We start from the raw sequence: 21552 nt of genomic DNA, 5'->3' as shown, positions 1-21552 counted from the left end.
ACCGCGCCCGTGGCGCAGGCCGGTCTGCCCCTGCTTGCGGCGTCGGCCGTCACCCCGGCGGCCATCGTGCCGACCTCCACCCAGCAGGCGGTCGGCTATCCGACGCTCTTCCTGCTGGTGCTGGTCGGGGCGCTGGTGCCGGTGATTCCGACGGGGGCGCTGGTGAGTTCGGCGGCCGTGGTCGCCTTTCACCAGGCGTCGCCCCTCTCGCTGGCGATGGTGTTCCTCACGGCGTCTGTGGCGGCGTTCCTCGGGGACGCGACGCTGTACTGGCTGGGGCGGCGCGGGCTGAGGTCGAAGAACGGCTCGCGCTGGCTGGAGGCGCTCCGGGCGCGGGCGCCGGAGGACCGGCTGGCGCAGGCGCAGGAGAAACTCGCCGCGCACGGTGTGGCTGTGCTGGTGCTGTCCCGGCTGGTGCCGGCGGGGCGTATCCCGGTGATGCTGGCCTGTCTGCTTGCGGAGTGGCCGTTGCGGCGGTTCTCCCGGGGGAATCTGCCGGCGTGTCTGGCGTGGGCCGTGACGTATCAGTTGATCGGGATTCTCGGGGGGTCGCTGTTCGATGAGCCGTGGGAGGGTGTGGTGGCGGCGATCGCGCTGACGCTGGTGATCAGTGCGGTGCCGGCTGTATGGCGGCGGGTGCGGTAGCGCCGTATCGGTTTGCGGTTGTCTTCGGGGTGCGGGTTGTCGGGGGTTGGTCGCGCCCACGCGGCGGAGCCGCACATCGATACAGCCCCGCGCCCCTTGGACACCTACAGCACCTTTGAACCACCAACCGGCATGTCCCATAGGTTTTCCCGGGGCAAGCCCGTCTTCTCCCAAGCCGCTCGCACCCTGGTCAGGGGCTCCAGGACCGGCTCCGCCGACAGGACGAAGGTCGCCCAGTGCATGGGGGCCATCCTGGTCGCGCCCAGGTCCTGGGTGGCACGGACCGCCTCCTCCGGGTCGCAGTGGACGTCGCTGAGCCACCAGCGCGGGTCGTAGGCGCCGATGGGGAGGAGGGCGAGGTCGATGCCGGGGTAGCGCCGGCCGATGCGGGAGAACCAGTGGCCGTAGCCGGTGTCGCCGGCGAAGTAGACGCGCTGTCCGTCCCGGTCGGTGAGCACCCAGCCGCCCCACAGGCTGTGGCAGGTGTCGGTGAGGGTGCGCTTGGACCAGTGGTGGGACGGGACGAAGTCGAAGCGGACGCCGTCCAGTTCGGCCGCTTCCCACCAGTCGAGCTCCGTGACGCGGGTGAAGCGGCGGCGGTGGAACCAGCGGGCGAGCCCGGCCGGGGCGAACACGGGGGTGTCACGCGGGAGCCGGCGCAGGGTGGGGGCGTCCAGGTGGTCGTAGTGGTTGTGGCTGATGACGACGGCGTCGACGCGCGGCAGCTCTTCCCAGGCGACGCCCACGGGGGTGATGCGGGCGGGGGTTCCGAGGATCCGGCGGGACCAGACCGGGTCGGTGAGGACCGTGAGGCCGCCGATGCGCAGCACCCAACTGGCGTGCCCCGCCCAGGTGACGGCGATGGTGCGGGCGTCGACGCGGGGCAGCGGGCCGGGGGCGTAGGGGAGCCGGGGAATGTCGGCGAGGCCTTGGGGGCTCGGCCTCACGGAGCCTTCACGGGCGAAGCGGGCGATGGCCTTCAGGCCGGGGAGCGGGGCGGTCAGCCGGTCGTGGAAGGTGCGCGGCCACACTCTCCGCTCGGCCAGCGGCCGGGGTTCGGCCAGGGGCGGGTACGGGGGTGCGAGCGGGGACGGGAGCGCCGGTTCGTCGGTTTGCTGGGTGGTGGTCGTACCGGTGGTCGACTCGGACTGCTGCGTCATCGAGGAGACTCCCATCGCTGAGCTTCGTCGCGGAGATCGTCGAAGACCGACTGCAGCCGGCTCAACGCGCGTCGCACGTGCGGCAGTTCCAACGCTGTGGGTGAAGTGAGGCATTCCGCGCGTTCCGGGTCGGAGGCGGGCAGCAGTGTGCCGGTGGACAGCCGCACGCGCGGGGCTTCGAGGTCGTCGCCGAAGCGGTGGCCGCCGGGCGCGGGCATGCCGAGGCGGGCGGAGAGGAAGTCCTCCAGTTCCTGTGCGTCGCCCACGCCGTGCGCGGTCAGCGCGGGGCGCAGCGGGGCGAGGTCCACGTACAGGTGCCGACCGGCCCGCGGGGGCCGGGAGAGGGCACCGGCGGCGACGACGGCGGAGTGCGCGACGGCGGCCAGGCGCGCGTGCAGGCGTACGGTGGCGGCCACGCGCGCGGTGACGGGTTCCGGTTCGGCCAGGGCATACCCGGCCGCCGCGGCGACCGGGGCGGCGACGCGGGCGTCGAGCGCGGTGAGGACGTCGAGCACGCGCGCGTGGAGGCCGTCGCCGTCCTCGCCGGCCGGGAAGCGGGCCACGGCGGCGGGCCAGCCGGGCGGGAGCAGGGAACCGGCCAGGTCGGTGACGACGGTGACCCGCTCGGGCAGCATCTCGGCGGGGCTGAGCAGCACGGTGTCGTGCGGGTCGTGCAGGGTGTCGCGCCAGGTCTCGTCGCTGACGAGGTGCAAGCCCTCGCCCTGTGCGGCCTCGACGGTCTCGTGCAGCAGTTCGGGAGGGGCGACGGTCGCCGTGGGGTCGTCGGCGACGGACAGCACCAGCAGGCGCGGGTCGCCGCCCTCGGCGCGGACCCGGCGCACGGTCTCCAGCAGGGCGTACGGATCGGGGACGCCGCCGCTCTCGGGCGGGGTCGGCACATGGAAGGCGGGCCGCCCCAGCAGACGTGCGTACGGCGCCCACCAGGCGGCACAGGGCCTCGGCACCAGGACGTCACCGCCGAGTGCGGCGGTCAGCGCGAGCAGCAGGGAGGGCGCGCCGGGGCCGGCGGCCGCGCGGTCGGGGGCGCAGTGCAGCCCGCGCCGGTCCCAGTAGCCGCAGGCGGCCTCGCGCAGCGCGGAGCCGCCGCCGACCGGTTCGTGGTCACCGCGGGAGGCCGCCGCGGCGAGCACCGCGGACAGCTCCGGCAGGACCGGCAGCCCGTCCTCGGGGAGCGGCGGCCCGAACCGGACGGGGCCGTGGCCTTGCGGGTCCGTCCGCCGCATCCGTACCTCCGCAGTGCCTGGTGCCGCCGTGTTCTGGTGTTCCGTACGGTGCGACTCGTGCCCTCGGCCACTGAGTACCCAGGGTGCCGCCGCCCCATGGGCGCCCCGCCGGGTTGTGACGGTCACAGCATGAGCGGGCCGGGCCGGGGAAGCGGGGCCCTGCCGGGGGCGGCGGGGAACGGTCCGCAGCTCAGCGGTAGGGGTCGCTCTCCCGGTTGCGCAGCCGGTGCGCGGCGGCGCCGAACGCGCCCGCGATCAGCAGTCCGCCCGCGACCAGGGCCGGCACGGAGTCGGTGAAGGCACCGCCGTCACCGGCCCGTACCCCGCGCTGGATCACCGCCCCGCCGCACTCGGTGTCGCGGGGGTGGTGCGGTTCGTGACGCGGTTCGGGGCACGGCTTGTGGGTGGGCCGGTGCGTGGGCTCGTGGGTCGGCTTGTGGTGGCCACCGCCGCCGTGGGCCACCGTGAACGTCGCGCTCCACTCCTTGCCCTCCCCGCCGGGAGCCGCCGGACAGGTGCCGTCGACGGTCCACGCCGAGTCCTCGCCGGAGGCGTCCGGGTCGCCCTCGAAGTTCTCGGCGGACGCGATGCGGGCCGTGCCCCGGTAGGCGGGCCCGGACACCTTGTCGTCGTTGCCGGTGACCCGGCGCAGCGGGACCGTGCCGTCCTCGAAGGCCTGCGAGGTGGCGTCGATGGTGTCGGGCGGCGGCCCACCGGTCGGATCACAGCTCACCGAGACGGTGAGCGTCCCCCCGGGCTCGACGGTGGCGGGTGCGACCTCGGCGGCGGGTTCGGCGAAGACGGCGGGTGCGAAGCCCATCAGCGCGGACCCGGCGAGAACGGCGACGGACAGGGCGTGCAGGCTGCGGCGCATCGAGGGGACTCCTTCGGTGGTCATACCCCTCTGCCATCACAGCCCGCCCACGGCAGGGCCGCGCGGAACCGGACCCCATTAGCGGGACAGCACCCCCCAACAGAGTGAACGGCGACCGCCTAGGGGCGCGGGGAACTGCGCGACCAGCCACGACCGGCCCGCACTCGCCGGCGCACCGCATCCCCTACGGCGCTACGCCACATCCCGCATGACCTGCTCGCGAACCTTCCCGCAGCACCGGCTGATCAGCCGCGACACATGCATCTGCGAGATCCCCAGCTCCTCGGCGATCCGGCTCTGCGTCATGTCGGAGAAGAACCGCATGTACAGAATCGCCCGCTCCCGCTCCGGCAGCGCGGCCAGCCCGTCCTTCACCGCCTCGCGGTCCACGACCGTGTCCAGCGCGGGATCCGGCGACCCGAGCGCGTCGCTCAGGGAGTATCCGTCCTCGCTGCCCGGCAGTTCCGCGTCGAGGGACAGGGCCGTGAAGCTCTCCAGCGCCTCGAGACCGGTCTTGACGTCCTCCTCGCTCAGCTTCGCGTGCTCGGCGATCTCGGCCACGGTGGGCCGGCGGCCGGAGATGGTCTGGGACAGGTCCTGCGAGGCGAACCGGACACGGTTGCGCAGCTCCTGGACCCGGCGGGGCACATGCAGGGTCCACATGTGGTCCCGGAAGTGACGCTTGATCTCACCGGTGACGGTGGGCACGGCATAGCTCTCGAAGGCGTTGCCGAGTTCGGGGTCGTACCGGACCACGGCCTTGACCAGCCCGAGGGCCGCGACCTGGCGCAGATCGTCCAGGCTCTCGCCGCGGCTGCGGAAGCGCCCGGCGATGCGGTCCGCCATGGGCAGCCAGGCCTCGACGATCTCGTCGCGGAGCGCGTCGCGTTCCGGGCCGGCGGGGAGGGCGGCGAGCCTGCGGAAGGCCTCGCCGGTGTCGGGGGCGTCGTCGTGGGGGTGCTGCTTGGTGCGCGTCTGAGTCGCCATGATGCGTCGCGATTCCCTTGCAGGTGCTCTGGGGTGGACGGTCACCGTGGGAGCGCATCCGCTGCGGGACAGGGGCGCCGATGGGCGACGCTTCACGCCGCTCCCACGGGCGTGCCTCCTGTCCGAAGCACTCAGGTGCGCCTGCCCCCGGCCCTCACACACAAACCCGGAGAGCTTTTCCGCCGTAGCGCAGGGTGACCCGACACGGCCCGGCGAGCGACAGCCGGGCAGGACGTCAAGGCGAGGAAGCGGGGGTTCCCGCCGGAGCGGGAGAAGGAGCGGCGGCCGCGGAGGCGGGGGGTACGGGTACACCGGCCGGTTCACGCGGACCGGCGCTCTCCTGCGGCAGCAGCAGTTCCTCGTACCGGCCCAGCACGAGCACCACTCCGAGCATGAGCAGCGGTATGAGCACAGCGAGCATCGCCATGGCGGGTCCTTCCCCAGGGAGGAGTGGGGGGTGTGATGCGGGTCTCCCTGAGGCCGTGGCGCAAACCAGCGCGGGTGTGGCGATCCGGTGTGCCGAGCCCGTGTCGGCTTCCGGTGTTCGGGTACGCGGTGCGGACCCCCGAAGGTCTGGAGGGAGACATGCAGCGAGGCAGCGACCGGCTGAGCGTCCACCGGGACGACGAGATGAAGCACGAACTGCAGGGTCTGCTCAGGTCCGGGCACCCCACCCGCAGTGAGGAGTGGCACGACCCGGAGCCGGCCGCAGAGGACGACCCCGAGGTCGCGTACGGGCCGGTGACACCGAGCCGTGCGCCGACGCCTCTGGAGTCGGTGCGGCTGGACCTGGCCCGGCGCCTGGGCCGCAAGGCGTTCCCCGCGAGCTCACGTGAGCTGGCCCGCGAGCTGCGCGGCCACCAGGCGCCCGACACCCTCGTCGAGGCCCTGGAGCGGCTGCCGCGGCAGGAGCGCTACGGCAGCGTCCAGGAACTGGCCCAGGCCCTGATCCGGGCCCGCGAGACCGGGCCCGAGGAATACGCGTAGTGACCGCGCCAGGGGTACCGCGGCGCGCCGGCCGGCGCGCCGCGGTACCCCTGGCGACCTGGGAACGGAGAGAGGGCCCCAGTGATGGCCGAGTTGGTGAAGGACGTGATGACTCCGGGTGTGGTCGCCGTGCGCCCGGACGCCTCGCTCGTCGAGGCGGCACAGTTGATGCGCACGCAGAACATCGGCGACGTGGTGGTCGCCGACGGCCAGGACGTGATCGGAGTGCTCACCGACCGTGACATCGCGGTGCGGGCCGTCGCCGACGGCGCCGATCCGATGACGGTGAGCGCGCAGAGCGTGTGCACTCCGCGTCCGGTGACGGTCTCACCGGACGACACGGTGGCGACCGCGGCCGCGCTGATGCGCGAGCACGCGGTGCGCCGGCTGCCGGTGGTGGAGAACGGTCTGCCGGTCGGCATGGTCAGCCTCGGCGACCTGGCCGAGGCCGAGGACCCCGCGTCGGCGCTCGCCGACATCAGCCGCGCCGAGCCGGACACCCGGGGCGGTGAGTGAGCACGCTCCCGGGCCTCAAGGACATCCCGGGTCCCACGGACAAGAGGACCCGTTACCGGAAAGGACGTTGAGCGACATGCGTATCGCGTTTCTGGTCGCGCCCGAGGGCGTCGAGCAGATCGAGCTGACCGAACCGTGGCAGGCGGCGAAGGACGCCGGCCACGAGCCCGTGCTGGTCTCGACCGAGCCGGGGAAGATCCAGGCGTTCCACCACCTCGACAAGGCGGACACCTTTCCCGTGGACGAGGTGGTGGGCGAGAGCGCCCCCGGCTCGTTCGGCGGGCTGGTGCTGCCCGGCGGTGTGGCCAACCCGGACCTACTGCGGATGGACGGCAAGGCCGTCGCCTTCGTCCGGGACTTCTTCGAGCACGGCCGCCCCGTGGCGGCGATCTGTCACGCGCCCTGGACCCTGGTCGAGGCGGACGTCGTACGCGGCCGGGAGCTGACCTCCTGGCCGAGCCTGCGGACGGACATCCGCAACGCCGGCGGCACCTGGGTGGACCAGCAGGTCAACGTCTGCGACCACGGCGCGGGCAAGCTGGTCACCAGCCGCAAGCCGGACGACCTAAAGGCGTTCTGCGAGACCTTCCTCGACGTGTTCGCCGAGGAGGCCGGCTGAGCGCGCTGCCCGTGTCCCAGGGGCTCAGGTGCCGGGGGTCGTGGGAGTCGCCGACTCCCCGCTCCCCCGCTCCCGGGCCCCTTCGCGCGTGCGGCCCGCGGCCACCGGGCGGCTCGGGTTGCGGCGCAGGTACTCGCCCTCGAGCTGCGCCATGCGCTCGTTGTGGGCCCGCAGCGCGTCGTTCGACCCGTACAGCAGCGTGTCGTGGCGCGTGCGGTGGATGGTCTCCAGCTCCTTCATGAGCTGCTGGTCGTCCAGCCGGTCAGGGTCCACTCCGGTCATGGTGTCGCCCCGCTCGTCGTGTTCGTGTCCGCGGTACGGGTACCCGCCCGGTGCAATTGAGCACTACACCCGATCGGCACCCGGGAGGGAGCCATGGATCTCGCCTTTCTGCACCCACTCTACGAACACTCGGGCCCCTGGGCCTCTGTGTACGTCGACACCTCCCGGCACACGGAGGACACGCCTCACGAGCGGCAGCTCACGGCCCAGGCCATGGCCAGGCAGCTTGCCGCGCAGGGCGCGGACGAGGCGACCTGCGGGGCCGTGCAGAACGCGATCGAGGATCTGCGACACTCCTCCGAACCACACGGCCGGGCCTTCTTCGCGCGCGACGGCGAGGTGGTCCTCGACCTTCCGCTGGCCCACCCCCCGCAGGCCGGCGACTGGGCCGAGTGGGCCCCGCTGCCGCGTGTCACGCCCCTGCTGGAGCTGGCCGGCGAGGACCCGGTGTGCGTGGTGGCCTACGTCGACCGCAAGGGCGCGGACTTCGAGATGCGCAGCGCACTGAGCCGGGAGAACGCCGGGGGCGTCAGCGGGCGCCAGTGGCCGGTGCACCGGACGGGCTCCGCGGACTGGTCCGAGCGGCATTTCCAGCTGCGGGTGGAGAACACCTGGGAGCACAACGCCGCGGAGATCGCCGACGCCCTCGCCGTGTGCCAGGAGGAGACGCGGGCCGACCTGCTGATTCTCGTGGGCGAAGACCGGGAGCGGCGGTCCGTGCACGACCGGTTGCCGAAGCGTCTGCACGGCCTGGTGGTCGAGGCGCCGCACGGCAGCGGCAGCCGGCTCCTCGACGAGGACGTGGAGAAGGCCCGCGCCGAGCATGTGGCGTGGCAGGCCGAGGCGGAGCTGGAGCGGCTCCGGGCCGGGCGGAACCCGGACGACGAGGGCCGGGCCGGGGCCGTGGAGGGCGTTCCCGCGCTGGTCGAGGCGGCGCGTGAGCACCGTATCGACGAGCTGCTGATCAGGCCGAACGGGCCGGACGCGCACCGCGAGGTGTGGATCGGCGAGGATGCGGACCAGGTGGCTGTGCGGCGCACGGACCTGAAGATCCTCGGCGAGCAGCACTCGTGGCCCGCCCGGGCGGATGACGCGTTGATCCGGTCGGCCGTCGCCACGGACGCGCGTGCGCTGGCGGTTGCGGAGGAGGAGGTTCCTGTGGGGGGACTTGGGGCGTTGCTTCGGTGGAAGTGAACCGGCCGGTGTGCGCCCTGTGCGCCTCGTCGCCGTAGGAGTGCTTGCCGCCGTGCGGGTGCGGGTGCGTTGTGGCTGGTCGCGCAGTTCCCCGCGCCCCTGAAGGGCGCAGCCCCGGGGCGCGGGCCCCGGGGCTGCGCCCCTAGCGGGCGCGTTCCACTCGGCGTTCGTCCCAGACCGGGTCCGGGGTCTCCCGGACCCGGCCGTCGCTGCCGAAGACCAGGTAGCGGTCGAAGGAGCGGGCGAACCAGCGGTCGTGCGTGACCGCGAGGACCGTGCCCTCGAAGGCCTCCAGGCCCTCCTGGAGCGCCTCGGCGGACTCCAGGTCGAGGTTGTCGGTCGGCTCGTCGAGCAGCAGCGCCGTCACGCCCTGGAGCTCCAGCAGAAGGATCTGGAACCGGGCCTGCTGACCGCCGGACAGTCGGTCGAACGTCTGCTCGGCCTGATTCGTGAGCTCGTAGCGGCGCAGCCGGGACATCGCGGCGCCCCGGTCCTGCGCGTGCTCCTTCCACAGGATGTCGAGGAGCGTGCGGCCCTCCAGCTCCGGGTGGGCGTGGGTCTGCGCGAAGTGGCCGGGCACGACCCGGGCGCCCAGCTTCCAGTGGCCCGTGTGCGCCACGTCGCCGCTGGCGAGCAGCCGCAGGAAGTGGGACTTGCCGGAGCCGTTGGAGCCGAGGACGGCGACGCGTTCGCCGTAGAAGACCTCCAGGTCGAAGGGGTTCATCAGACCGGTGAGCTCCAGCTGCTCGCAGGTGACGGCCCGGACGCCGGTGCGGCCGCCCTTGAGACGCATCCTGATGTCCTGCTCGCGGGGCGGCTCCGGGGGCGGGCCGGCCTCCTCGAACTTGCGGAGCCTGGTCTGGGCTGCGCGGTAGCGGGAGGCCATGTCCGTGCTGTTCTCGGCTGCTTGACGGAGCGTCAGCACCAGCTTCTTCAGCTGGGCGTGCTTCTCGTCCCAGCGCCTGCGCAACTCCTCGAAGCGGGCGAAGCGGGCCCGGCGGGCATCGTGGAAGGTGGTGAAACCGCCGCCGTGCACCCAGGCGTCCGCGCCGGCGGGGCCGGGTTCCAGGGAGATGATGCGCTGGGCCGAGCGGGCGAGGAGTTCCCGGTCGTGCGAGACCAGCAGCACGGTCTTGCGGGTCTCGGCGAGCCGCTCCTCCAGCCAGCGCTTGCCGGGTACGTCGAGGTAGTTGTCGGGCTCGTCGAGCAGCAGCACCTCGTCGGTGCCGCGCAGCAGCGCCTCCAGCACGAGCCGCTTCTGCTCGCCGCCGGAGAGGGTGCGGACCTGCCGCCACTGGGCCCTCTCGTACGGGATGCCCAGGGCCTCGGTGGTGCACATGTCCCACAGCGTCTCGGCCTCGTAGCCGCGTGCCTCGGCCCAGTCGGCGAGGGCCTGGGCGTAGGCGAGCTGGGCGGCCTCGTCGTCGACGGTCATGATGGCGTGCTCGGCGGTGTCGACGGCCCGGGCCGCCTCGCGGATGCGGGGCGTGGCCACGGACACGAGCAGGTCGCGCACGGTCGTCTCGTCGCGCACGGATCCGACGAACTGCCGCATCACGCCGAGACCGCCGCCGACGGTGACGGAACCGCCGTGCGGCTTCAGCTCACCGGCGAGCATGCGGAGCAGGGTGGTCTTCCCGGCACCGTTGGGCCCCACGAGGGCCACGACGGCCCCCTCCCCCACCCGGAACGACACATCGCCCAGCAGCGCCCTTCCGTCGGGCAGGTAGTACTCCAGGTGCGCGGCTTCGAGGTGACCCATGAGCAGGGATTCTGCGGTGTCGGCTCCTGAGGGGCAACCGCATTTGGCACCGGCGACGCGGAACACGGTGAGGCGACGGTGTGCCCACCCCCCTCCGGGTACCCGCACCCCCATGACAACCCCCGACCTGGACCTCACCATGACGAAGCCCGGGCAGCACCCCCTGCGCGACCGCGTTCTCGCCCTGGACCGCCGACTCTTCGAGGGCGCCGCCGGCCGGCACTGGCCCGGGGCCGGACCCGTCCTGCCCCGGCTCAGCCGCAGCGCGAACCACGGCGTGCTGTGGTGCGCGGCGGCCGCCGCCCTCGCGGCGAGCCGCACGCCCAGGGCCCGCCGCGCGGCGACCCGCGGTCTGGCCTCGCTGGGCCTCGCCTCCCTCGCCGTCAACACCCTCGGCAAGCGCTCGGTACGCCGCCCCCGCCCCGTGCTGGACCCGGTCCCACTGATCAGGCAGCTGAAACGGCAGCCGATCACCACGTCGTTCCCCTCCGGGCACGCCGCTTCGGCCGCCGCCTTCGCCACCGGTGTCGCCCTGGAGTCCCCGGCATGGGGCGCGGCCGTCGCCCCGGTGGCCGCCTCGGTCGCCCTCTCCCGCGTGTACACCGGTGCCCACTTCCCGAGCGATGTCCTGGCGGGCGCGGCCCTGGGCGCGGGCGCCGCGTTCGCCGTGCGGAGCCTGGTGCCGACGCGGTCGCAGGTCGCCCCACCGGCCCGCCCGCGCGCGGAGGTCCCGGCGCTGCTGGAGGGTGAGGGGCTCGTGCTCGTGGCGAACACCGCCGCGGGAACCGCCGAGCGGGCCCGGGCCCTGCGCGACGAACTCCCCCGGGCCGAGGTCGTCGAGTGCGAACCGCAGCACGTGGCCGAGGAGTTGGAGAAGGCGGCGGGGCGCGCCCGGGTCCTCGGCGTGTGCGGCGGCGACGGCACCGTGAACGCCGCCGCCCGCACCGCCCTCCAGCACCGGCTTCCGCTCGCCGTGCTGCCCGGCGGCACCCTCAACCACTTCGCCTACGACCTGGGTGTGGAGGACGCCCGCGACCTGGCCCGCGCACTGCGCCAGGGCGATGCCGTACGCGTGGACGTCGGCCGGTTCTCCTGCGGCGACGAGCACGGCGTGTTCCTCAACACCTGCAGTGTCGGCGTCTATCCGGAGCTGGTGCGCGAGCGGGAGCGCTGGTCGCACCGGATCGGCGGCTGGCCGGCCGGTGTGCTCGCGGTCCGGCGGGTGCTACGGGCCGGCCGGCATCCGCTGGAGGCCGAGTTCCAGGGCCGCACGCGCCCGCTGTGGCTGCTGTTCGCCGGGAACGGCACCTATCACCGCGTGGGGCTCGCACCCGGGCGGCGGCTGGACCTCGCGGACGGGCAGCTCGACGTCCGGGTCGTGCACGGTGGGCGCCGGCCCGCCGCACGGCTGCTGGCCGCCGCCCTCGCGGGACCGCTGACCCGTTCGCCCGCCCACGCGGCCGTCCAGGTGGGGCGGCTGCGTCTGGACCACGTGGCCCCCGGCACGCTGCTCGCCTACGACGGCGAGGTCATCGACGTCGAGGGCCGCGTGACACTGGAGAAGCTGCCCGAGGCGCTGACCGTGTACCGGCCCATCACCGGCTACTGACTGACGCCTCGTCAGTCCATATGGCAGGATGCGGGTCTCATTATTCGACCCCGATGCGTACGGTGATCCCATGCCGACCGGAGGAACGGAAGGGGTGGGATCCGCCATGCCGGAACCACGGGAGACCGCCGTCTACACGCACGGGCACCACGAGTCGGTGCTCCGCTCGCACACCTGGCGGACCGCGGCCAACTCGGCCGCCTATCTGCTGCCCTGGCTCAAGCCCGGCATGCGGATCCTGGACATCGGCTGCGGGCCGGGCACGATCACCGCCGACCTGGCGGAACTCGTGCCCGGCGGACAGGTCACCGGCGTCGACCGGGTGCCGGAGATCCTGGAGCAGGCGCGCGCCACGGCGGCCGCCCGGGGACTGGCCGGCATCGACTTCGCCGTCGGCGACGTGCACGCGCTGGACCACCCGGACGACACCTTCTGCGTGGTCCACGCGCACCAGGTGCTCCAGCATGTGGGCGATCCGGTGCGGGCCCTGCGGGAGATGAAGCGGGTCGTCAGGCCCGGTGGCATCGTCGCCGTGCGGGACGCGGACTACGCGGCGATGACCTGGTATCCGGCGTCGGCGGGGCTCGACGACTGGCTGGACCTCTACCGCCGGGTCGCCCGGGCCAACGGCGGTGAGCCGGACGCCGGGCGCCGGCTGAGGTCCTGGGCGCTGCGCGCCGGGTTCACGGACGTCACGGCGAGCTCCGGAACGTGGACCTTCGCCACGCCCCAGGAGCGGGCCTGGTGGAGCGGGCTCTGGGCCGACCGCACCCTGGCCTCGACGTACGCGGACCGGGCCCGGCTGGGCGGGCACGCCGGCGAGCAGGAGTTGCGGGACGCGGCCGGGGCGTGGCGCGCGTGGGGCGAGCGGGAGGACGGCTGGTTCAGCGTGCTGCACGGAGAAATTCTCTGCAGAAAGTAAGCCTGAAAAGCCATTTCGGGGACACCCTGAATGCAGGAGGTTCACATAATGGTTCCCATTCTGCTGGTACTGCTTCTGGCTTTGGTTCTGTTCGGTGCCGGATTCGCGGTAAAGGTGCTCTGGTGGATTGCGTTGGCGGTTCTCGTCCTGTGGCTGCTGGGATTCTTCGTGCGTGGCACGTCGGCAGCCGGGCGCCGGGGCCGCTGGTACAGGTGGTGAGTCAGCCCGCTGAATCAGCGGGCTGACTCAGCCCCCGTCCCGGGGAAGCAGCGGTCCGAGCGGCCCGAGGTCCAGATTGAGGTCCTCGGGCCGCAGTCCGTAGCGCTCGCGCAGTTCCGTCATCCGTTCCTCGAGCAGCATCAGCGTGAGCCCGACCCGCTCCTCCTGCTCTTCGGTCAGATCCCCCACGTCGAACCTGCGCACCGCCTGGCGCTCCATGAGCTGACGCAGCAGTTCCACCACCGTCAGCACGAGTTTGACCAGGTCACGCTCGACGGTGTCGGGCTCCAGGTCCATGCGTTTGCCGCGCGGACGGGGATCGGGACGGGGTCGGGGGCTGTCGGCCGACGTCACAGCAACTCCTCGAACGGTGAGGACACCTGGGCGTTCACCGAGCTGATGAGCGCGTTGAGGTCGATCCGGACCAGGTCGACGTCGGCGATGCGCAGCGTGATGTCCCCCGTGATCACGACACCGCCGGCGAGCAGCCGGTCGAGCAGGTCCACGAGGGCGACCTCACGGCGTTCCACTACGGTCACGGCTTCTCTCCGTCGGTCATGTGGCCTCCCCGGCGGTCGGTCATGTGGCCTCCCCGGCGAACGAATAGGCCGCCCAGGGGCCGGTGAGCTCGATACGCATTCCGGGCACATCGCCCTTCGTACGGTCCACCAGTTCCACGAATTCCTCGGAATCGGCGCGCGGCACCAGATATGCGGCATTCAATACGTTCCGCCCGGTCGCCTTGGAGAGCGCGGGATTCTGCGGGGGATGCAGCCGGGAATCCTCCGCGAATTCGGAGAGGTTTTCGTGCAGTCGGGTCGAGAAGTGTTCGGCCTTCTGCCACATCTCCTCGTGCGACCTGGTCTGCATACGCCGCTGCCGCAGGTAGTCCCGGCCCGACGCGGGCTTCTGCGCGGGCCGGGGACTCTCCTGCTGCTCGGACTCGGCGTACACCTTCACGCCCCACTCGACCCGGCCCTCCAGCCGGTCGAGGGTGCGCTGGAAGTCCTCTTCCCGGGCCTCCATCATCATCCGTACGCCGCTGTCGTCCCGGAAGACGGTGCCGAGCCGCAGCGGCAGCGGGGTCGTGACGGTGGTGAGCGCGTCGATCACGCCCTGGTGGGCACGGGCGGTCTCGGTGAGCCAGTCCAGGTCCTCCAGATGACGGTGGAGCGGTTCCTCGGCGAAGTCCCGCTCCGGCACATGGCTCACCACGGCGACGAGACCGTGGTGGGTCAGCGCCCGGGGCGGATCGCCCGCCACCCCCGACAGCTGGGACTGGAGCGGCGTACCGAAGGGGCGGCAGACGGCGTAGACGTACCGCAGTCCGGTCACGGGGCCTCCTTCTTCTCCGCGCGGCCCGGCTCCAGCTCCTCCAGCCGGGCCAGCCTCTCGCGCAACTCGGCGTTCTCGCGGGTCAGTTCATCACGGCGGGCCCGAGAGCTCAGGTTCGGGTCGCTCTCCCACCAGTCGATGCCCATCTCCTTGGCCTTGTCGACAGAGGCGACGATGAGGCGGAGCTTGATCGTGAGGAGTTCGATGTCGAGCAGGTTGATGCGGATGTCGCCCGCGATGACGATGCCCTTGTCCAGCACCCGTTCCAGGATGTCAGCGAGGTTGGCGCTGCTCCCCTGGCCTCCATAGGGTTCGGGCATCCTGCTGGGCGTGGTCATCGACGGCTCCCGCTGTCGGCGTACTCGTCCTCTTCCTCGTACTCCTCTTCAGGCTCCTCCTCGGGCTCTTCCTCGCCTTCGGCCTCCTCGTCGTATTCGGCCTCGGCGTCTTCCTCGTACTCGCCCTCGGGTTCTTCCTCTTCCTCTTCTTCCTCGTCCTCGTACTCGTCCTCCGGCTCCTCGCCCTCCGGTTCCTCGCCCTCGGGGCGCTCCTCCTCGGACTCCTCCTCGGCGAGCGCGTCCTCGTGGCTGACGACGACCTCGCCGTCGCGGATCTCGCCGCGCCAGCCGTCCTCCGCCTCGCCCTTGATCGTGATGAAGCGGACGAAGTTCTTGAGGTCGAGCCGGGCGCGCCGGCCCTGGGCGCGCCAGATGTTGCCGGTCTTCTCGAAGAAGCCGGAGGGGTAGTACTCGATGACGAGCAGCACACGGGTGAGGCTGTCGGTGAGCCGGTGGAAGGAGACGACGCCCTTCGTGGTGCCCTTGGCCCCCTCGGAGGTCCAGGCGATGCGGTCGTCGGGGACCTGCTCGGTCGTGGTCGCCTTCCAGCTGCGGTTGGACCACCAGATCTTCGCCTGCCAGTCGGAGGTGGTGTCGTCGGCCTTGCTCGCGGACTTGACACCCTTCGCGAACGTGCTGAAGTCCTGGTACTGGGTCCACTGGTCGTACGCCGTGCGCAGCGGTACGCCGACATCGATGTGCTCGATGATGACGGTGGGCTTGTTGCCGGAGCGGCCCTTGCCCTTGCCCTTGCCGCCGAGGCCCTTGAAGGCGCCGGTGACCTTGTCCTTGAGACGCGAGCCGCCGGTCTCCAGTGCGGCTCGCAGCGGCCCCTTGCCCTCGGCGATCTTCTTGCCGCCGTCGAGGGCGAGCTTCGCGAAGCCGGGGCTGTTGCCCTCGGCGATGTCGTTCAGCTTGCCGGTGGTCTCGCCGAGCTTGCGGCCCACGCCCGTCAGCATGCGGGTGGCCTGGGCGGCGAGGTACTCCTGCAGTTCGGCCTTCAGCCGGTCTGCGGCCTCGCTGTGGGCCAGGTCGGTGAGCGGGTTCTTCGTCGCGCCGTTCGCGGCGGACTTCGCCGATCCCAGACTGTCGCTCATCCCTCACCGCCTCCCTTCGGCAGCCGGCCCCGGGCGCTGCCGCCCCGGTTGCCCGAGGTCGCCCTCTTCGCGGCCGTGGTCTTCTTCGCCGCGGCCTTCCTGCCCGCCGTCTTCTTCGCGGGTGCCTTCTTGGCCGGGGCCTTCTTCGCGGGCGCCTTCTTCGCCGTCTTCTTCGGGGGCGCCTTCTTGGCGGGGGCCTTCTTCGCGGCCGGCTCCGGCTCCTCGTCCTGCTCCGGCCCGGAGTCCTCGGGCTCCTCGGCCTCGGGCTCCTCGTCCTCGTCGTAGTCGGCGTCCTCGGCGTCGTCGTCGCGACCACCGGGCACCACGCCCGTCAGCTGGTCGCGCACCTGGGCCGTACGGCCGTGCAGCCGGTCGGCGAGGGCGTCGATCTGCCGCTCGACCATGGCACCGGAGGCGGCCTTGCCGACACCGCGCAGATCCTCGCGCAGCTGGTCGCCTATCTCCTTGAACTGCGGGTTGTTCCGCAGCTGCTGCTGGAGCAGCTCCGCGACCATGCGCGGGCTCAGGTTCAGCTTCTTCCCGGCCACCAGTCCGCCGATGGCGATCGCCATCTTCAGCTTTTTGGTACGTCCCAGGAGGTATCCGGCCCCCACCGCGAGGCCCAGTCCTGTTCGGTTCATTGTGCCGTCCCTTGTTGGCCTGTTCCCGCGCTCCCGCGCGAGGCGGTCTCCAGCCGGTCGAGGAGTTCGTCCTCAAGACGGTCGAACTCCTCCTCCGTGATCTCTCCGGCCTCCAGCCGCTCCTCCAGGCGGGCCAGTTCGGCCTGAATCGTGGCGGGGTCGTAGTAGATCCGCTCGGCCTCCTGGAGCACCTGTCTGACGGCCCAGGCGCTGCCGCGCACCGGTGCGAGCGGCAGCAGCAGCACCTCCGAGATCAGACCCATGTCGTCACCCCGCTCCGGTGGTGTCCGTGCCGCTCGCCACGGTGCCCGCCGGCTCGGCCGGGCCGGGCTCGACGAAGCTGTACGGCGGCAGCGGGCCGTTGACCCGCACCTCCAGGTGCGGCATGTCCTTGCGTGCCTGCTCGACCGCGGCCAGGAACTGCTCGGCCGACTCCCGGTCCACCAGGTACGACACGTTGGCCAGCCAGCCGGTGGACTCGGGGCCCACGCTGACGTCCTCGGCGGCGGAGTCCAAGACGCTCCGCAGTGCGGCGGCGTCGTCCGCCTCCCTGGCCTTGACCGCGGCCGCGACCAGCTCGCCGAGCCGGATCTTGTCGTCGTAACTGCCGCCGCCGGACTGCCGGTTGGCCTCGGCGAGAGCGCGGATGTCGGGACTCTGGGCCATCACCTGGTGCAGGACGGCCTCTTCGACGTGATTGGCCTTGAGGTTGTACTCGACCCGGCCCTCCAGGGCCCGCAGGCGTTCCTTGTAGTGCTCGGCCCGCTCGGCGAGCACCCCGGTGACCGAGCTCTCGTCCGGGGCGACACTGCCGAACCGCATGGGCAGCACACAGCCGGCCGCACCCGCCTCGCTGAGCACGTTCTGGTGGGCGAGCAGGTCCCTGCGCTTGGGCCGCAGCCCCTCGGGAGCGTCGCTGACGATGGCCGCCAGCTCGCCCTCGCGCAGGACGCGCACCGGACGGGGCGGGTCGCCCACACCGCCCATGCCCTCGGGCAGCGCCGGGTGCGCGTCGGCCGCGATGCCGTAGACGTAGGTGCTCACTCCTGCTCCTCCTTCCGGCGGGACGACGTGCTCTTACGGGCGCGGGGACGGGACTCGCCCTGACGCTCGGAGCCCTCGTCGCGCGCCTGCTTGAAGGCGTCGGAGATGGTCTCGGCGGCGCCGGACAGCGCCCCCTTGGACTTGCCGCGCGCTCCGGACTCGGTCATCTCACCGACCAGGTCGGGCAGGCCCGGGTCCTTGCGCGGCCCGGCCTCCAGGTCGAGCCGGTTGCACGCCTCGGCGAAGCGCAGATAGGTGTCGACGCTGGCGACGACGACGCGGACGTCGATCTTGAGGATCTCGATACCGACCAGGGAGACGCGCACGAATGCGTCAATGACGAGCCCCCTGTCCAGAACAAGTTCGAGTACGTCGTAGAGACCGCTGCTACCGCCTCCGCCGCCGGACTGTTGTGCCGGTACGACTGTCATGCCGGGTGTTCCTCCTCGTGTGTGGGTGCGGGTCCGGTCGGGCGGCCTAGCGGCCGCCGGACCTGCGCGCGTCGGATCGACCGCGTTCGTAGCGGCGGACACGCCGGTAACCCGTGAGCTGCCCGTCGGCGTCGAGCTCCACCTGGTAGCTCGCCATCAGGCTCATCGTGTCGGGCACGCGCTCGAGTTCGAGGACCTCGACCTCCAGCGCCCAGCCCTCGTCCGTCTGCTCGAAGGACGACACGGATTCGGCTTCCATACCGGTGAGTTCCGCGAGCTGGCCGCGCGCCTGACGCAGCACGTCCATCGGGCTCGGCCGCTTCCGGGCCGTCTGCTCGTCGTCCGATTTGCTCGAATTCTGTGAGTCCTGGGATTTCTGTGAACCCTGTGACTCTTGCGTGTCTCTTGTGTTCGACATGGCCACCTCCCCCTCCGTGTGGCCGCAAGAGTGTTCGCCAAACCTCTACGGACTCATGCATCTGCCACCCGCCGGGCGATACGGGTGGGGCTCAGCCGCGCAGCGCGTTCAGCCGCCGCCGGGCCGGTCCCAGCGCCCGGCCACGGTTCAGCAGGCCGGACCACGGGTTGGTGCGGGCCTGCTCGACGACGTCGGCGATGGTCCAGCCGCGGGCGTGCAGCTCCGGGTCGTCCAGCTGGTCCCAGGTGATGGGGGTCGCCACGGGCGCGCCCGGCCGGGGCCGGACCGTGAAGGGTGCGACGGCGGTCTGGGCGTAGGCGTTGCGCTGCACGTCGAGGTAGAGCCGCCCGCCGCGGTCCTTCTTGCGGGCGGCGGTGGTGAGCCGGTCGGGGTGGTCGCCGGCGAGGGTGTCGGCGACGTCCCGGGCGAAGGCGCGCACCTCGTCGAAGTCGTGCCGGCCGTTCAGCGGCACGATCACGTGCAGCCCGCGGGAGCCGGTGGTCATCAGCGCCGAGGGCAGCTCCAGCTCGTCCAGGAGTTCCCCGAGCAGCCGGGCGGCAGCGCGCACGGCCTCGAAGTCGTCGCCCGCGGGGTCGAGGTCGAAGACCAGCCGGTCGGGGTGGTCGGGGCTGTCGGCGCGGGACAGCCAGCGGTGCAGGGCGATGCTCGCCTGGTCGGCGAGGTAGAGGAGGGTGGCGGTGTCGTCACAGACGGTGTGGCGGACGGTGCCGCCCTCCTTGGCCAGCTCGACGCGCCTGATCCACTCCGGGTAGTGCTCCGGCGTGTTCTTCTGCATGAACGTCGGCCCGTCGAGCCCGTCCGGGTGCCGCTCCAGCATCAGCGGACGGCCGCGCAGGTGCGGCAGCATGAAGGGCGCGACGGCCCGGTGGTAGTCCACCAGGTCGCCCTTGGTGTACTCCTTGGCGTCCGCGCCGCCGGGGAAGAGCACCTTGTCCGGCCGGTGCACCTCCACGGTCCGGCGGCCGGCCCGCACCCTGCGCGCGCCGTCGCCGCCGCTCACGGCACGACCGCCTCCTCCACCAGGAGCCGCCCCGCCGCCGCGATCGACTCGGCGTCGATGCCGGCGGCGTGCAGCGCCTCGGCCGGGGACGCCGAGCCGGGCATCGACCGTACGGCGAGCCGCACCAGGCGCGGGACGGGCCGTCCGTCGGTGAAGGCGTCGAGGACCGCGTCCCCGATGCCGCCCTCCGGGTGGTGGTCCTCGACGGTCACCAGGCAGCCGGTCTCCTCGGCGGCCCGGCGCAGGGTGGCACGGTCGACGGGCTTCACGGAGTACAGGTCGATCACCCGCGCCTGGATGCCCTCCCGCTCCAGGGCGTCGGCGGCGGCCAGTGCCTCGTGCACGGTGACGCCCGCCGCGACGAGGGTCAGCCGGTCGCTCTCCGAGGAGCGCAGCACCTTGCTCCCGCCGACCGGGAACTCCTCGTCGGGGCCGTAGAGCACCGCGCTCTCGCCGCGCGAGGTGCGCAGGTAGCGGACGCCCTCCAGGCCGGCCATCGCGCCGACGAGCCGGGCGGTCTGGTTGGCGTCGCACGGGTACAGCACGGTCGAGCCGTGCACCGCCCGCATCATCGCCAGGTCCTCCAGGCCCATCTGGCTGGGCCCGTCCTGGCCGATGGCGACGCCCGCGTGCGAGCCGACCAGGTTGATGCCGGCGCCGCTGACGGACGCCATCCTGATGAAGTCGTGGGCCCGGGTCAGGAAGGCGGCGAACGTGGCGGCGTACGGCGTCCAGCCGCGCGCGGCGAGCCCGACCGCCGAGGCGACCAGCTGCTGCTCGGCGATGTAGCACTCGAAGTAGCGGTCGGGGTGTTCCTTGGCGAAGAACTCGGCGCGGGTGGAGTCGCCGACCTCGCCGTCCAGGGCGACGATGTCGCCGCGGCCGGTGCCGAGCGCGGCGAGTGCCTCGCCGAAGGCGTTGCGGGTGGCGACCTCCTCGCCCTTGTCCCACTTGGGGAGTTCGTGGGTCCCGGTGTGGACGGCGTGCAGCATGCGGACGGCCGACGGCTCCTGCACCCGGACGCGGATGTCGCGCGGCCCGCCGAGTTCGGCGATCGCCTCCTCGGCCTCCGGCAGCGGCTTGCCGTGCAGGCCCTCGCGGTCCTGGACGCCCTCGACGCCCTTGCCCTTGAGGGTGCGGGCGAGGATCGCGGTGGGCTGGCCCTTGGTAGAGGCGGCCTCGCCGTAGGCGCGGTCGACGGCGTCCACGTCGTGCCCGTCGACCTCGATGGTGTGCCAGTCGAAGGCCTGGAAGCGGCGGGCGTAGGCGTCCAGGTCGTGGCCGTGCCGGGTGGGGCCGCGCTGGCCGAGCCGGTTGACGTCGACGATCACGGTGAGGTTGTCCAGGTGCTCGTGCCCGGCGTGCTCGGCGGCCTCCCACACCGATCCCTCGGCCAGCTCGCTGTCGCCGCACAGCACCCAGGTGCGGTAGCCGGTGCGGTCCAGCCGCTTTCCGGCCAGCGCGATGCCGACTCCGACCGGCAGGCCCTGCCCGAGCGAGCCGGTGGCCGTCTCGACCCACGGCAAGCGCTGCGGGGTGGGGTGCCCTTCGAGGCGGCTGCCCAGCTTGCGGAAGGTGAGCAGCTCCTCGTCGTCGATGGCACCGGCCGCCTTGTACGCGGAGTACAGCAGCGGCGAGGCGTGTCCCTTGGACAGCACGAAACGGTCGTTGCCGGGGTGCGCGGGACGGTCGAAGTCGTAGCGGAGGTGGCGGGCGAGCAGCACGGCCATCAGATCGGCCGCGGACATCGAGGACGTCGGATGCCCGGAGCCCGCGGCGGCCGCGGCGCGGACGCTGTCCACGCGCAGCTGCTGTCCGAGTTCGGTGAGTTCACCGGTGTTCATGAGTCTCCTTTCGTGGAGTCGTCCGGTGGGTCGGAACGCTTGACGGGGCCGGGGGCGACATCGGGGCCCGGGGGTGGTTGATCGTCAGGGGGCTGAGGAACGGGCACGGGCTGGTTCTTCGCGGGCTCACCACCCGGCTGGTTCTTCGCGGGCTCACCGCCCGACTGGTTCTTCGCGGGCTCACCACCGGGCTGATTCCGCGCGGGCTCACCACCCGGCTCGCTCCGCACAGGCTCACCACCGGACCGGCTCCCGGCGGCCTCACCACCCGACTGGTTCTTCGCGGGCTCACCACCGGGCTGATTCCGCGCGGGCTCACCACCCGGCTCGCTCCGCACAGGCTCACCACCGGACCGGCTCCCG

At 72.4% G+C, this 21552-nt stretch carries 27 protein-coding genes; 8 read left to right on the top strand and 19 right to left on the bottom strand.

Annotated features, from left to right (window positions below):
- Nucleotides 1–30: 30 nt before the first annotated feature.
- Nucleotides 31–645 (top strand): VTT domain-containing protein, encoded by a 615-nt coding sequence (locus ACFZBT_RS04335; protein ID WP_391098877.1) that lies wholly within the window; start codon nt 31–33, stop codon nt 643–645.
- A 104-nt stretch (nt 646–749) separates the two neighbouring features.
- On the opposite strand, the gene ACFZBT_RS04330 is transcribed toward ACFZBT_RS04335, so the two are convergent.
- The 5 genes from ACFZBT_RS04330 to ACFZBT_RS04310 form a co-directional block, all read right to left on the bottom strand.
- Nucleotides 750–1805 (bottom strand): MBL fold metallo-hydrolase, encoded by a 1056-nt coding sequence (locus ACFZBT_RS04330; RefSeq protein WP_391098103.1) that lies wholly within the window; start codon nt 1803–1805, stop codon nt 750–752.
- A complete protein-coding gene (locus tag ACFZBT_RS04325) occupies nt 1802–3049 on the bottom strand; it encodes an aminotransferase class I/II-fold pyridoxal phosphate-dependent enzyme (RefSeq protein WP_391098102.1) in 1248 nt (415 codons plus the stop codon). The genes ACFZBT_RS04330 and ACFZBT_RS04325 overlap by 4 nt, the downstream gene beginning before the upstream one ends.
- 190 nt (nt 3050–3239) lie before the next feature.
- Nucleotides 3240–3923, bottom strand: coding sequence for a hypothetical protein (locus tag ACFZBT_RS04320; RefSeq protein ID WP_391098101.1), 684 nt, complete (start codon nt 3921–3923; stop codon nt 3240–3242).
- Nucleotides 3924–4115: 192 nt separating this feature from the next.
- On the bottom strand, nt 4116–4910 hold the full coding sequence (locus ACFZBT_RS04315; RefSeq protein WP_391098100.1) for a SigB/SigF/SigG family RNA polymerase sigma factor: 795 nt from the start codon (nt 4908–4910) through the stop codon (nt 4116–4118).
- Nucleotides 4911–5145: 235 nt separating this feature from the next.
- Complete coding sequence (locus tag ACFZBT_RS04310; protein ID WP_391098099.1) at nt 5146–5337, bottom strand: hypothetical protein; 192 nt, start codon at nt 5335–5337, stop codon at nt 5146–5148.
- Nucleotides 5338–5495: 158 nt separating this feature from the next.
- Between ACFZBT_RS04310 and ACFZBT_RS04305 the strand changes: the two genes are divergently transcribed.
- The 3 genes from ACFZBT_RS04305 to ACFZBT_RS04295 all read left to right on the top strand — a co-directional run bounded on the left by ACFZBT_RS04305 (nt 5496) and on the right by ACFZBT_RS04295 (nt 7032).
- Nucleotides 5496–5897 (top strand): DUF2795 domain-containing protein, encoded by a 402-nt coding sequence (locus ACFZBT_RS04305; protein ID WP_391098098.1) that lies wholly within the window; start codon nt 5496–5498, stop codon nt 5895–5897.
- Nucleotides 5898–5981: 84 nt separating this feature from the next.
- Entirely contained in the window at nt 5982–6413 is a 432-nt protein-coding gene (locus ACFZBT_RS04300) for a CBS domain-containing protein (RefSeq protein WP_391098097.1), read from the top strand.
- A gap of 76 nt (nt 6414–6489) precedes the next feature.
- Nucleotides 6490–7032, top strand: a complete 543-nt coding sequence (locus tag ACFZBT_RS04295; RefSeq protein ID WP_391098096.1) for a DJ-1/PfpI/YhbO family deglycase/protease — start codon at nt 6490–6492, stop codon at nt 7030–7032.
- 24 nt (nt 7033–7056) lie between these two features.
- On the opposite strand, the gene ACFZBT_RS04290 is transcribed toward ACFZBT_RS04295, so the two are convergent.
- Nucleotides 7057–7314: a DUF6158 family protein gene (locus ACFZBT_RS04290; RefSeq protein ID WP_345663248.1), complete on the bottom strand. Its 258-nt coding sequence runs from the start codon at nt 7312–7314 to the stop codon at nt 7057–7059.
- Between the two features lie 93 nt (nt 7315–7407).
- Here ACFZBT_RS04290 and ACFZBT_RS04285 point away from each other — a divergent pair, with 93 nt between their 5' ends.
- Nucleotides 7408–8508 carry a Vms1/Ankzf1 family peptidyl-tRNA hydrolase gene (locus tag ACFZBT_RS04285; RefSeq protein WP_391098095.1) on the top strand — a complete coding sequence of 367 codons (1101 nt, stop codon included), beginning with the start codon at nt 7408–7410 and terminating at the stop codon, nt 8506–8508.
- Nucleotides 8509–8650: 142 nt separating this feature from the next.
- On the opposite strand, the gene ACFZBT_RS04280 is transcribed toward ACFZBT_RS04285, so the two are convergent.
- Nucleotides 8651–10270, bottom strand: coding sequence for an ATP-binding cassette domain-containing protein (locus tag ACFZBT_RS04280; RefSeq protein WP_391098094.1), 1620 nt, complete (start codon nt 10268–10270; stop codon nt 8651–8653).
- A 112-nt stretch (nt 10271–10382) separates the two neighbouring features.
- Here ACFZBT_RS04280 and ACFZBT_RS04275 point away from each other — a divergent pair, with 112 nt between their 5' ends.
- From ACFZBT_RS04275 to ACFZBT_RS04265, 3 genes are all read left to right on the top strand, one after another.
- The gene (locus tag ACFZBT_RS04275) at nt 10383–11879 is read left to right on the top strand and encodes a phosphatase PAP2 family protein (protein ID WP_391098093.1); all 1497 of its coding nucleotides are present in this window, start codon (nt 10383–10385) and stop codon (nt 11877–11879) included.
- Between the two features lie 106 nt (nt 11880–11985).
- Nucleotides 11986–12801: a methyltransferase domain-containing protein gene (locus tag ACFZBT_RS04270; protein WP_391098092.1), complete on the top strand. Its 816-nt coding sequence runs from the start codon at nt 11986–11988 to the stop codon at nt 12799–12801.
- Between the two features lie 48 nt (nt 12802–12849).
- On the top strand, nt 12850–13020 hold the full coding sequence (locus ACFZBT_RS04265) for a hydrophobic protein (protein WP_391098091.1): 171 nt from the start codon (nt 12850–12852) through the stop codon (nt 13018–13020).
- Nucleotides 13021–13047: 27 nt separating this feature from the next.
- Here ACFZBT_RS04265 and ACFZBT_RS04260 read toward each other — a convergent pair whose 3' ends face one another.
- The 12 genes from ACFZBT_RS04260 to ACFZBT_RS04205 all read right to left on the bottom strand — a co-directional run bounded on the left by ACFZBT_RS04260 (nt 13048) and on the right by ACFZBT_RS04205 (nt 21189).
- Nucleotides 13048–13317, bottom strand: coding sequence for a gas vesicle protein GvpK (locus tag ACFZBT_RS04260; RefSeq protein ID WP_391098875.1), 270 nt, complete (start codon nt 13315–13317; stop codon nt 13048–13050).
- Between the two features lie 53 nt (nt 13318–13370).
- Entirely contained in the window at nt 13371–13559 is a 189-nt protein-coding gene (locus tag ACFZBT_RS04255) for a gas vesicle protein (protein WP_184588487.1), read from the bottom strand.
- A 40-nt stretch (nt 13560–13599) separates the two neighbouring features.
- Complete coding sequence (locus tag ACFZBT_RS04250) at nt 13600–14355, bottom strand: GvpL/GvpF family gas vesicle protein (RefSeq protein ID WP_391098089.1); 756 nt, start codon at nt 14353–14355, stop codon at nt 13600–13602.
- Nucleotides 14352–14693: a gas vesicle protein gene (locus ACFZBT_RS04245; protein WP_215117553.1), complete on the bottom strand. Its 342-nt coding sequence runs from the start codon at nt 14691–14693 to the stop codon at nt 14352–14354. The genes ACFZBT_RS04250 and ACFZBT_RS04245 overlap by 4 nt, the downstream gene beginning before the upstream one ends.
- A complete protein-coding gene (locus ACFZBT_RS04240; protein WP_391098088.1) occupies nt 14690–15790 on the bottom strand; it encodes an SRPBCC family protein in 1101 nt (366 codons plus the stop codon). Before ACFZBT_RS04240 ends, ACFZBT_RS04245 begins: the two co-directional genes overlap by 4 nt.
- Nucleotides 15787–16431 (bottom strand): DNA primase, encoded by a 645-nt coding sequence (locus ACFZBT_RS04235; RefSeq protein ID WP_391098087.1) that lies wholly within the window; start codon nt 16429–16431, stop codon nt 15787–15789. The genes ACFZBT_RS04240 and ACFZBT_RS04235 overlap by 4 nt, the downstream gene beginning before the upstream one ends.
- Complete coding sequence (locus tag ACFZBT_RS04230) at nt 16428–16694, bottom strand: gas vesicle protein GvpG (protein WP_391098086.1); 267 nt, start codon at nt 16692–16694, stop codon at nt 16428–16430. The genes ACFZBT_RS04235 and ACFZBT_RS04230 overlap by 4 nt, the downstream gene beginning before the upstream one ends.
- Before the next feature lie 4 nt (nt 16695–16698).
- Nucleotides 16699–17475 carry a GvpL/GvpF family gas vesicle protein gene (locus ACFZBT_RS04225; RefSeq protein WP_391098085.1) on the bottom strand — a complete coding sequence of 259 codons (777 nt, stop codon included), beginning with the start codon at nt 17473–17475 and terminating at the stop codon, nt 16699–16701.
- On the bottom strand, nt 17472–17906 hold the full coding sequence (locus tag ACFZBT_RS04220; protein WP_104780933.1) for a gas vesicle structural protein GvpA: 435 nt from the start codon (nt 17904–17906) through the stop codon (nt 17472–17474). The genes ACFZBT_RS04225 and ACFZBT_RS04220 overlap by 4 nt, the downstream gene beginning before the upstream one ends.
- A 46-nt stretch (nt 17907–17952) precedes the next feature.
- Nucleotides 17953–18324 (bottom strand): gas vesicle protein GvpO, encoded by a 372-nt coding sequence (locus tag ACFZBT_RS04215; RefSeq protein WP_391098872.1) that lies wholly within the window; start codon nt 18322–18324, stop codon nt 17953–17955.
- Between the two features lie 91 nt (nt 18325–18415).
- Entirely contained in the window at nt 18416–19345 is a 930-nt protein-coding gene (ligD, locus tag ACFZBT_RS04210; RefSeq protein ID WP_391098084.1) for a non-homologous end-joining DNA ligase, read from the bottom strand.
- Nucleotides 19342–21189, bottom strand: coding sequence for a transketolase (locus ACFZBT_RS04205; protein ID WP_391098083.1), 1848 nt, complete (start codon nt 21187–21189; stop codon nt 19342–19344). Before ACFZBT_RS04205 ends, ligD begins: the two co-directional genes overlap by 4 nt.
- Between the last annotated feature and the right edge of the window lie 363 nt (nt 21190–21552).

The sequence above is a fragment of the Streptomyces sp. NPDC008137 genome (assembly GCF_042957035.1).
Taxonomy (GTDB): domain Bacteria; phylum Actinomycetota; class Actinomycetes; order Streptomycetales; family Streptomycetaceae; genus Streptomyces.
This window is presented reverse-complemented; position numbering and strand designations above follow the sequence as displayed.

Bases quoted from the DNA above. Each gene is read 5' to 3' on its own strand.
- ACFZBT_RS04330 (WP_391098103.1), bottom strand. From the start codon at position 1,805: ATGACGCAGCAGTCCGAGTCGACCACCGGTACGACCACCACCCAGCAA.
- ACFZBT_RS04325 (WP_391098102.1), bottom strand. From the start codon at position 3,049: ATGCGGCGGACGGACCCGCAAGGCCACGGCCCCGTCCGGTTCGGGCCG.
- ACFZBT_RS04320 (WP_391098101.1), bottom strand. From the start codon at position 3,923: ATGCGCCGCAGCCTGCACGCCCTGTCCGTCGCCGTTCTCGCCGGGTCC.
- ACFZBT_RS04315 (WP_391098100.1), bottom strand. From the start codon at position 4,910: ATGGCGACTCAGACGCGCACCAAGCAGCACCCCCACGACGACGCCCCC.
- ACFZBT_RS04310 (WP_391098099.1), bottom strand. From the start codon at position 5,337: ATGGCGATGCTCGCTGTGCTCATACCGCTGCTCATGCTCGGAGTGGTG.
- ACFZBT_RS04305 (WP_391098098.1), top strand. From the start codon at position 5,496: ATGCAGCGAGGCAGCGACCGGCTGAGCGTCCACCGGGACGACGAGATG.
- ACFZBT_RS04300 (WP_391098097.1), top strand. From the start codon at position 5,982: ATGGCCGAGTTGGTGAAGGACGTGATGACTCCGGGTGTGGTCGCCGTG.
- ACFZBT_RS04295 (WP_391098096.1), top strand. From the start codon at position 6,490: ATGCGTATCGCGTTTCTGGTCGCGCCCGAGGGCGTCGAGCAGATCGAG.
- ACFZBT_RS04290 (WP_345663248.1), bottom strand. From the start codon at position 7,314: ATGACCGGAGTGGACCCTGACCGGCTGGACGACCAGCAGCTCATGAAG.
- ACFZBT_RS04285 (WP_391098095.1), top strand. From the start codon at position 7,408: ATGGATCTCGCCTTTCTGCACCCACTCTACGAACACTCGGGCCCCTGG.
- ACFZBT_RS04280 (WP_391098094.1), bottom strand. From the start codon at position 10,270: ATGGGTCACCTCGAAGCCGCGCACCTGGAGTACTACCTGCCCGACGGA.
- ACFZBT_RS04275 (WP_391098093.1), top strand. From the start codon at position 10,383: ATGACAACCCCCGACCTGGACCTCACCATGACGAAGCCCGGGCAGCAC.
- ACFZBT_RS04270 (WP_391098092.1), top strand. From the start codon at position 11,986: ATGCCGGAACCACGGGAGACCGCCGTCTACACGCACGGGCACCACGAG.
- ACFZBT_RS04265 (WP_391098091.1), top strand. From the start codon at position 12,850: ATGGTTCCCATTCTGCTGGTACTGCTTCTGGCTTTGGTTCTGTTCGGT.
- ACFZBT_RS04260 (WP_391098875.1), bottom strand. From the start codon at position 13,317: ATGGACCTGGAGCCCGACACCGTCGAGCGTGACCTGGTCAAACTCGTG.
- ACFZBT_RS04245 (WP_215117553.1), bottom strand. From the start codon at position 14,693: ATGACCACGCCCAGCAGGATGCCCGAACCCTATGGAGGCCAGGGGAGC.
- ACFZBT_RS04240 (WP_391098088.1), bottom strand. From the start codon at position 15,790: ATGAGCGACAGTCTGGGATCGGCGAAGTCCGCCGCGAACGGCGCGACG.
- ACFZBT_RS04235 (WP_391098087.1), bottom strand. From the start codon at position 16,431: ATGAACCGAACAGGACTGGGCCTCGCGGTGGGGGCCGGATACCTCCTG.
- ACFZBT_RS04230 (WP_391098086.1), bottom strand. From the start codon at position 16,694: ATGGGTCTGATCTCGGAGGTGCTGCTGCTGCCGCTCGCACCGGTGCGC.
- ACFZBT_RS04220 (WP_104780933.1), bottom strand. From the start codon at position 17,906: ATGACAGTCGTACCGGCACAACAGTCCGGCGGCGGAGGCGGTAGCAGC.
- ACFZBT_RS04215 (WP_391098872.1), bottom strand. From the start codon at position 18,324: ATGTCGAACACAAGAGACACGCAAGAGTCACAGGGTTCACAGAAATCC.
- ACFZBT_RS04205 (WP_391098083.1), bottom strand. From the start codon at position 21,189: ATGAACACCGGTGAACTCACCGAACTCGGACAGCAGCTGCGCGTGGAC.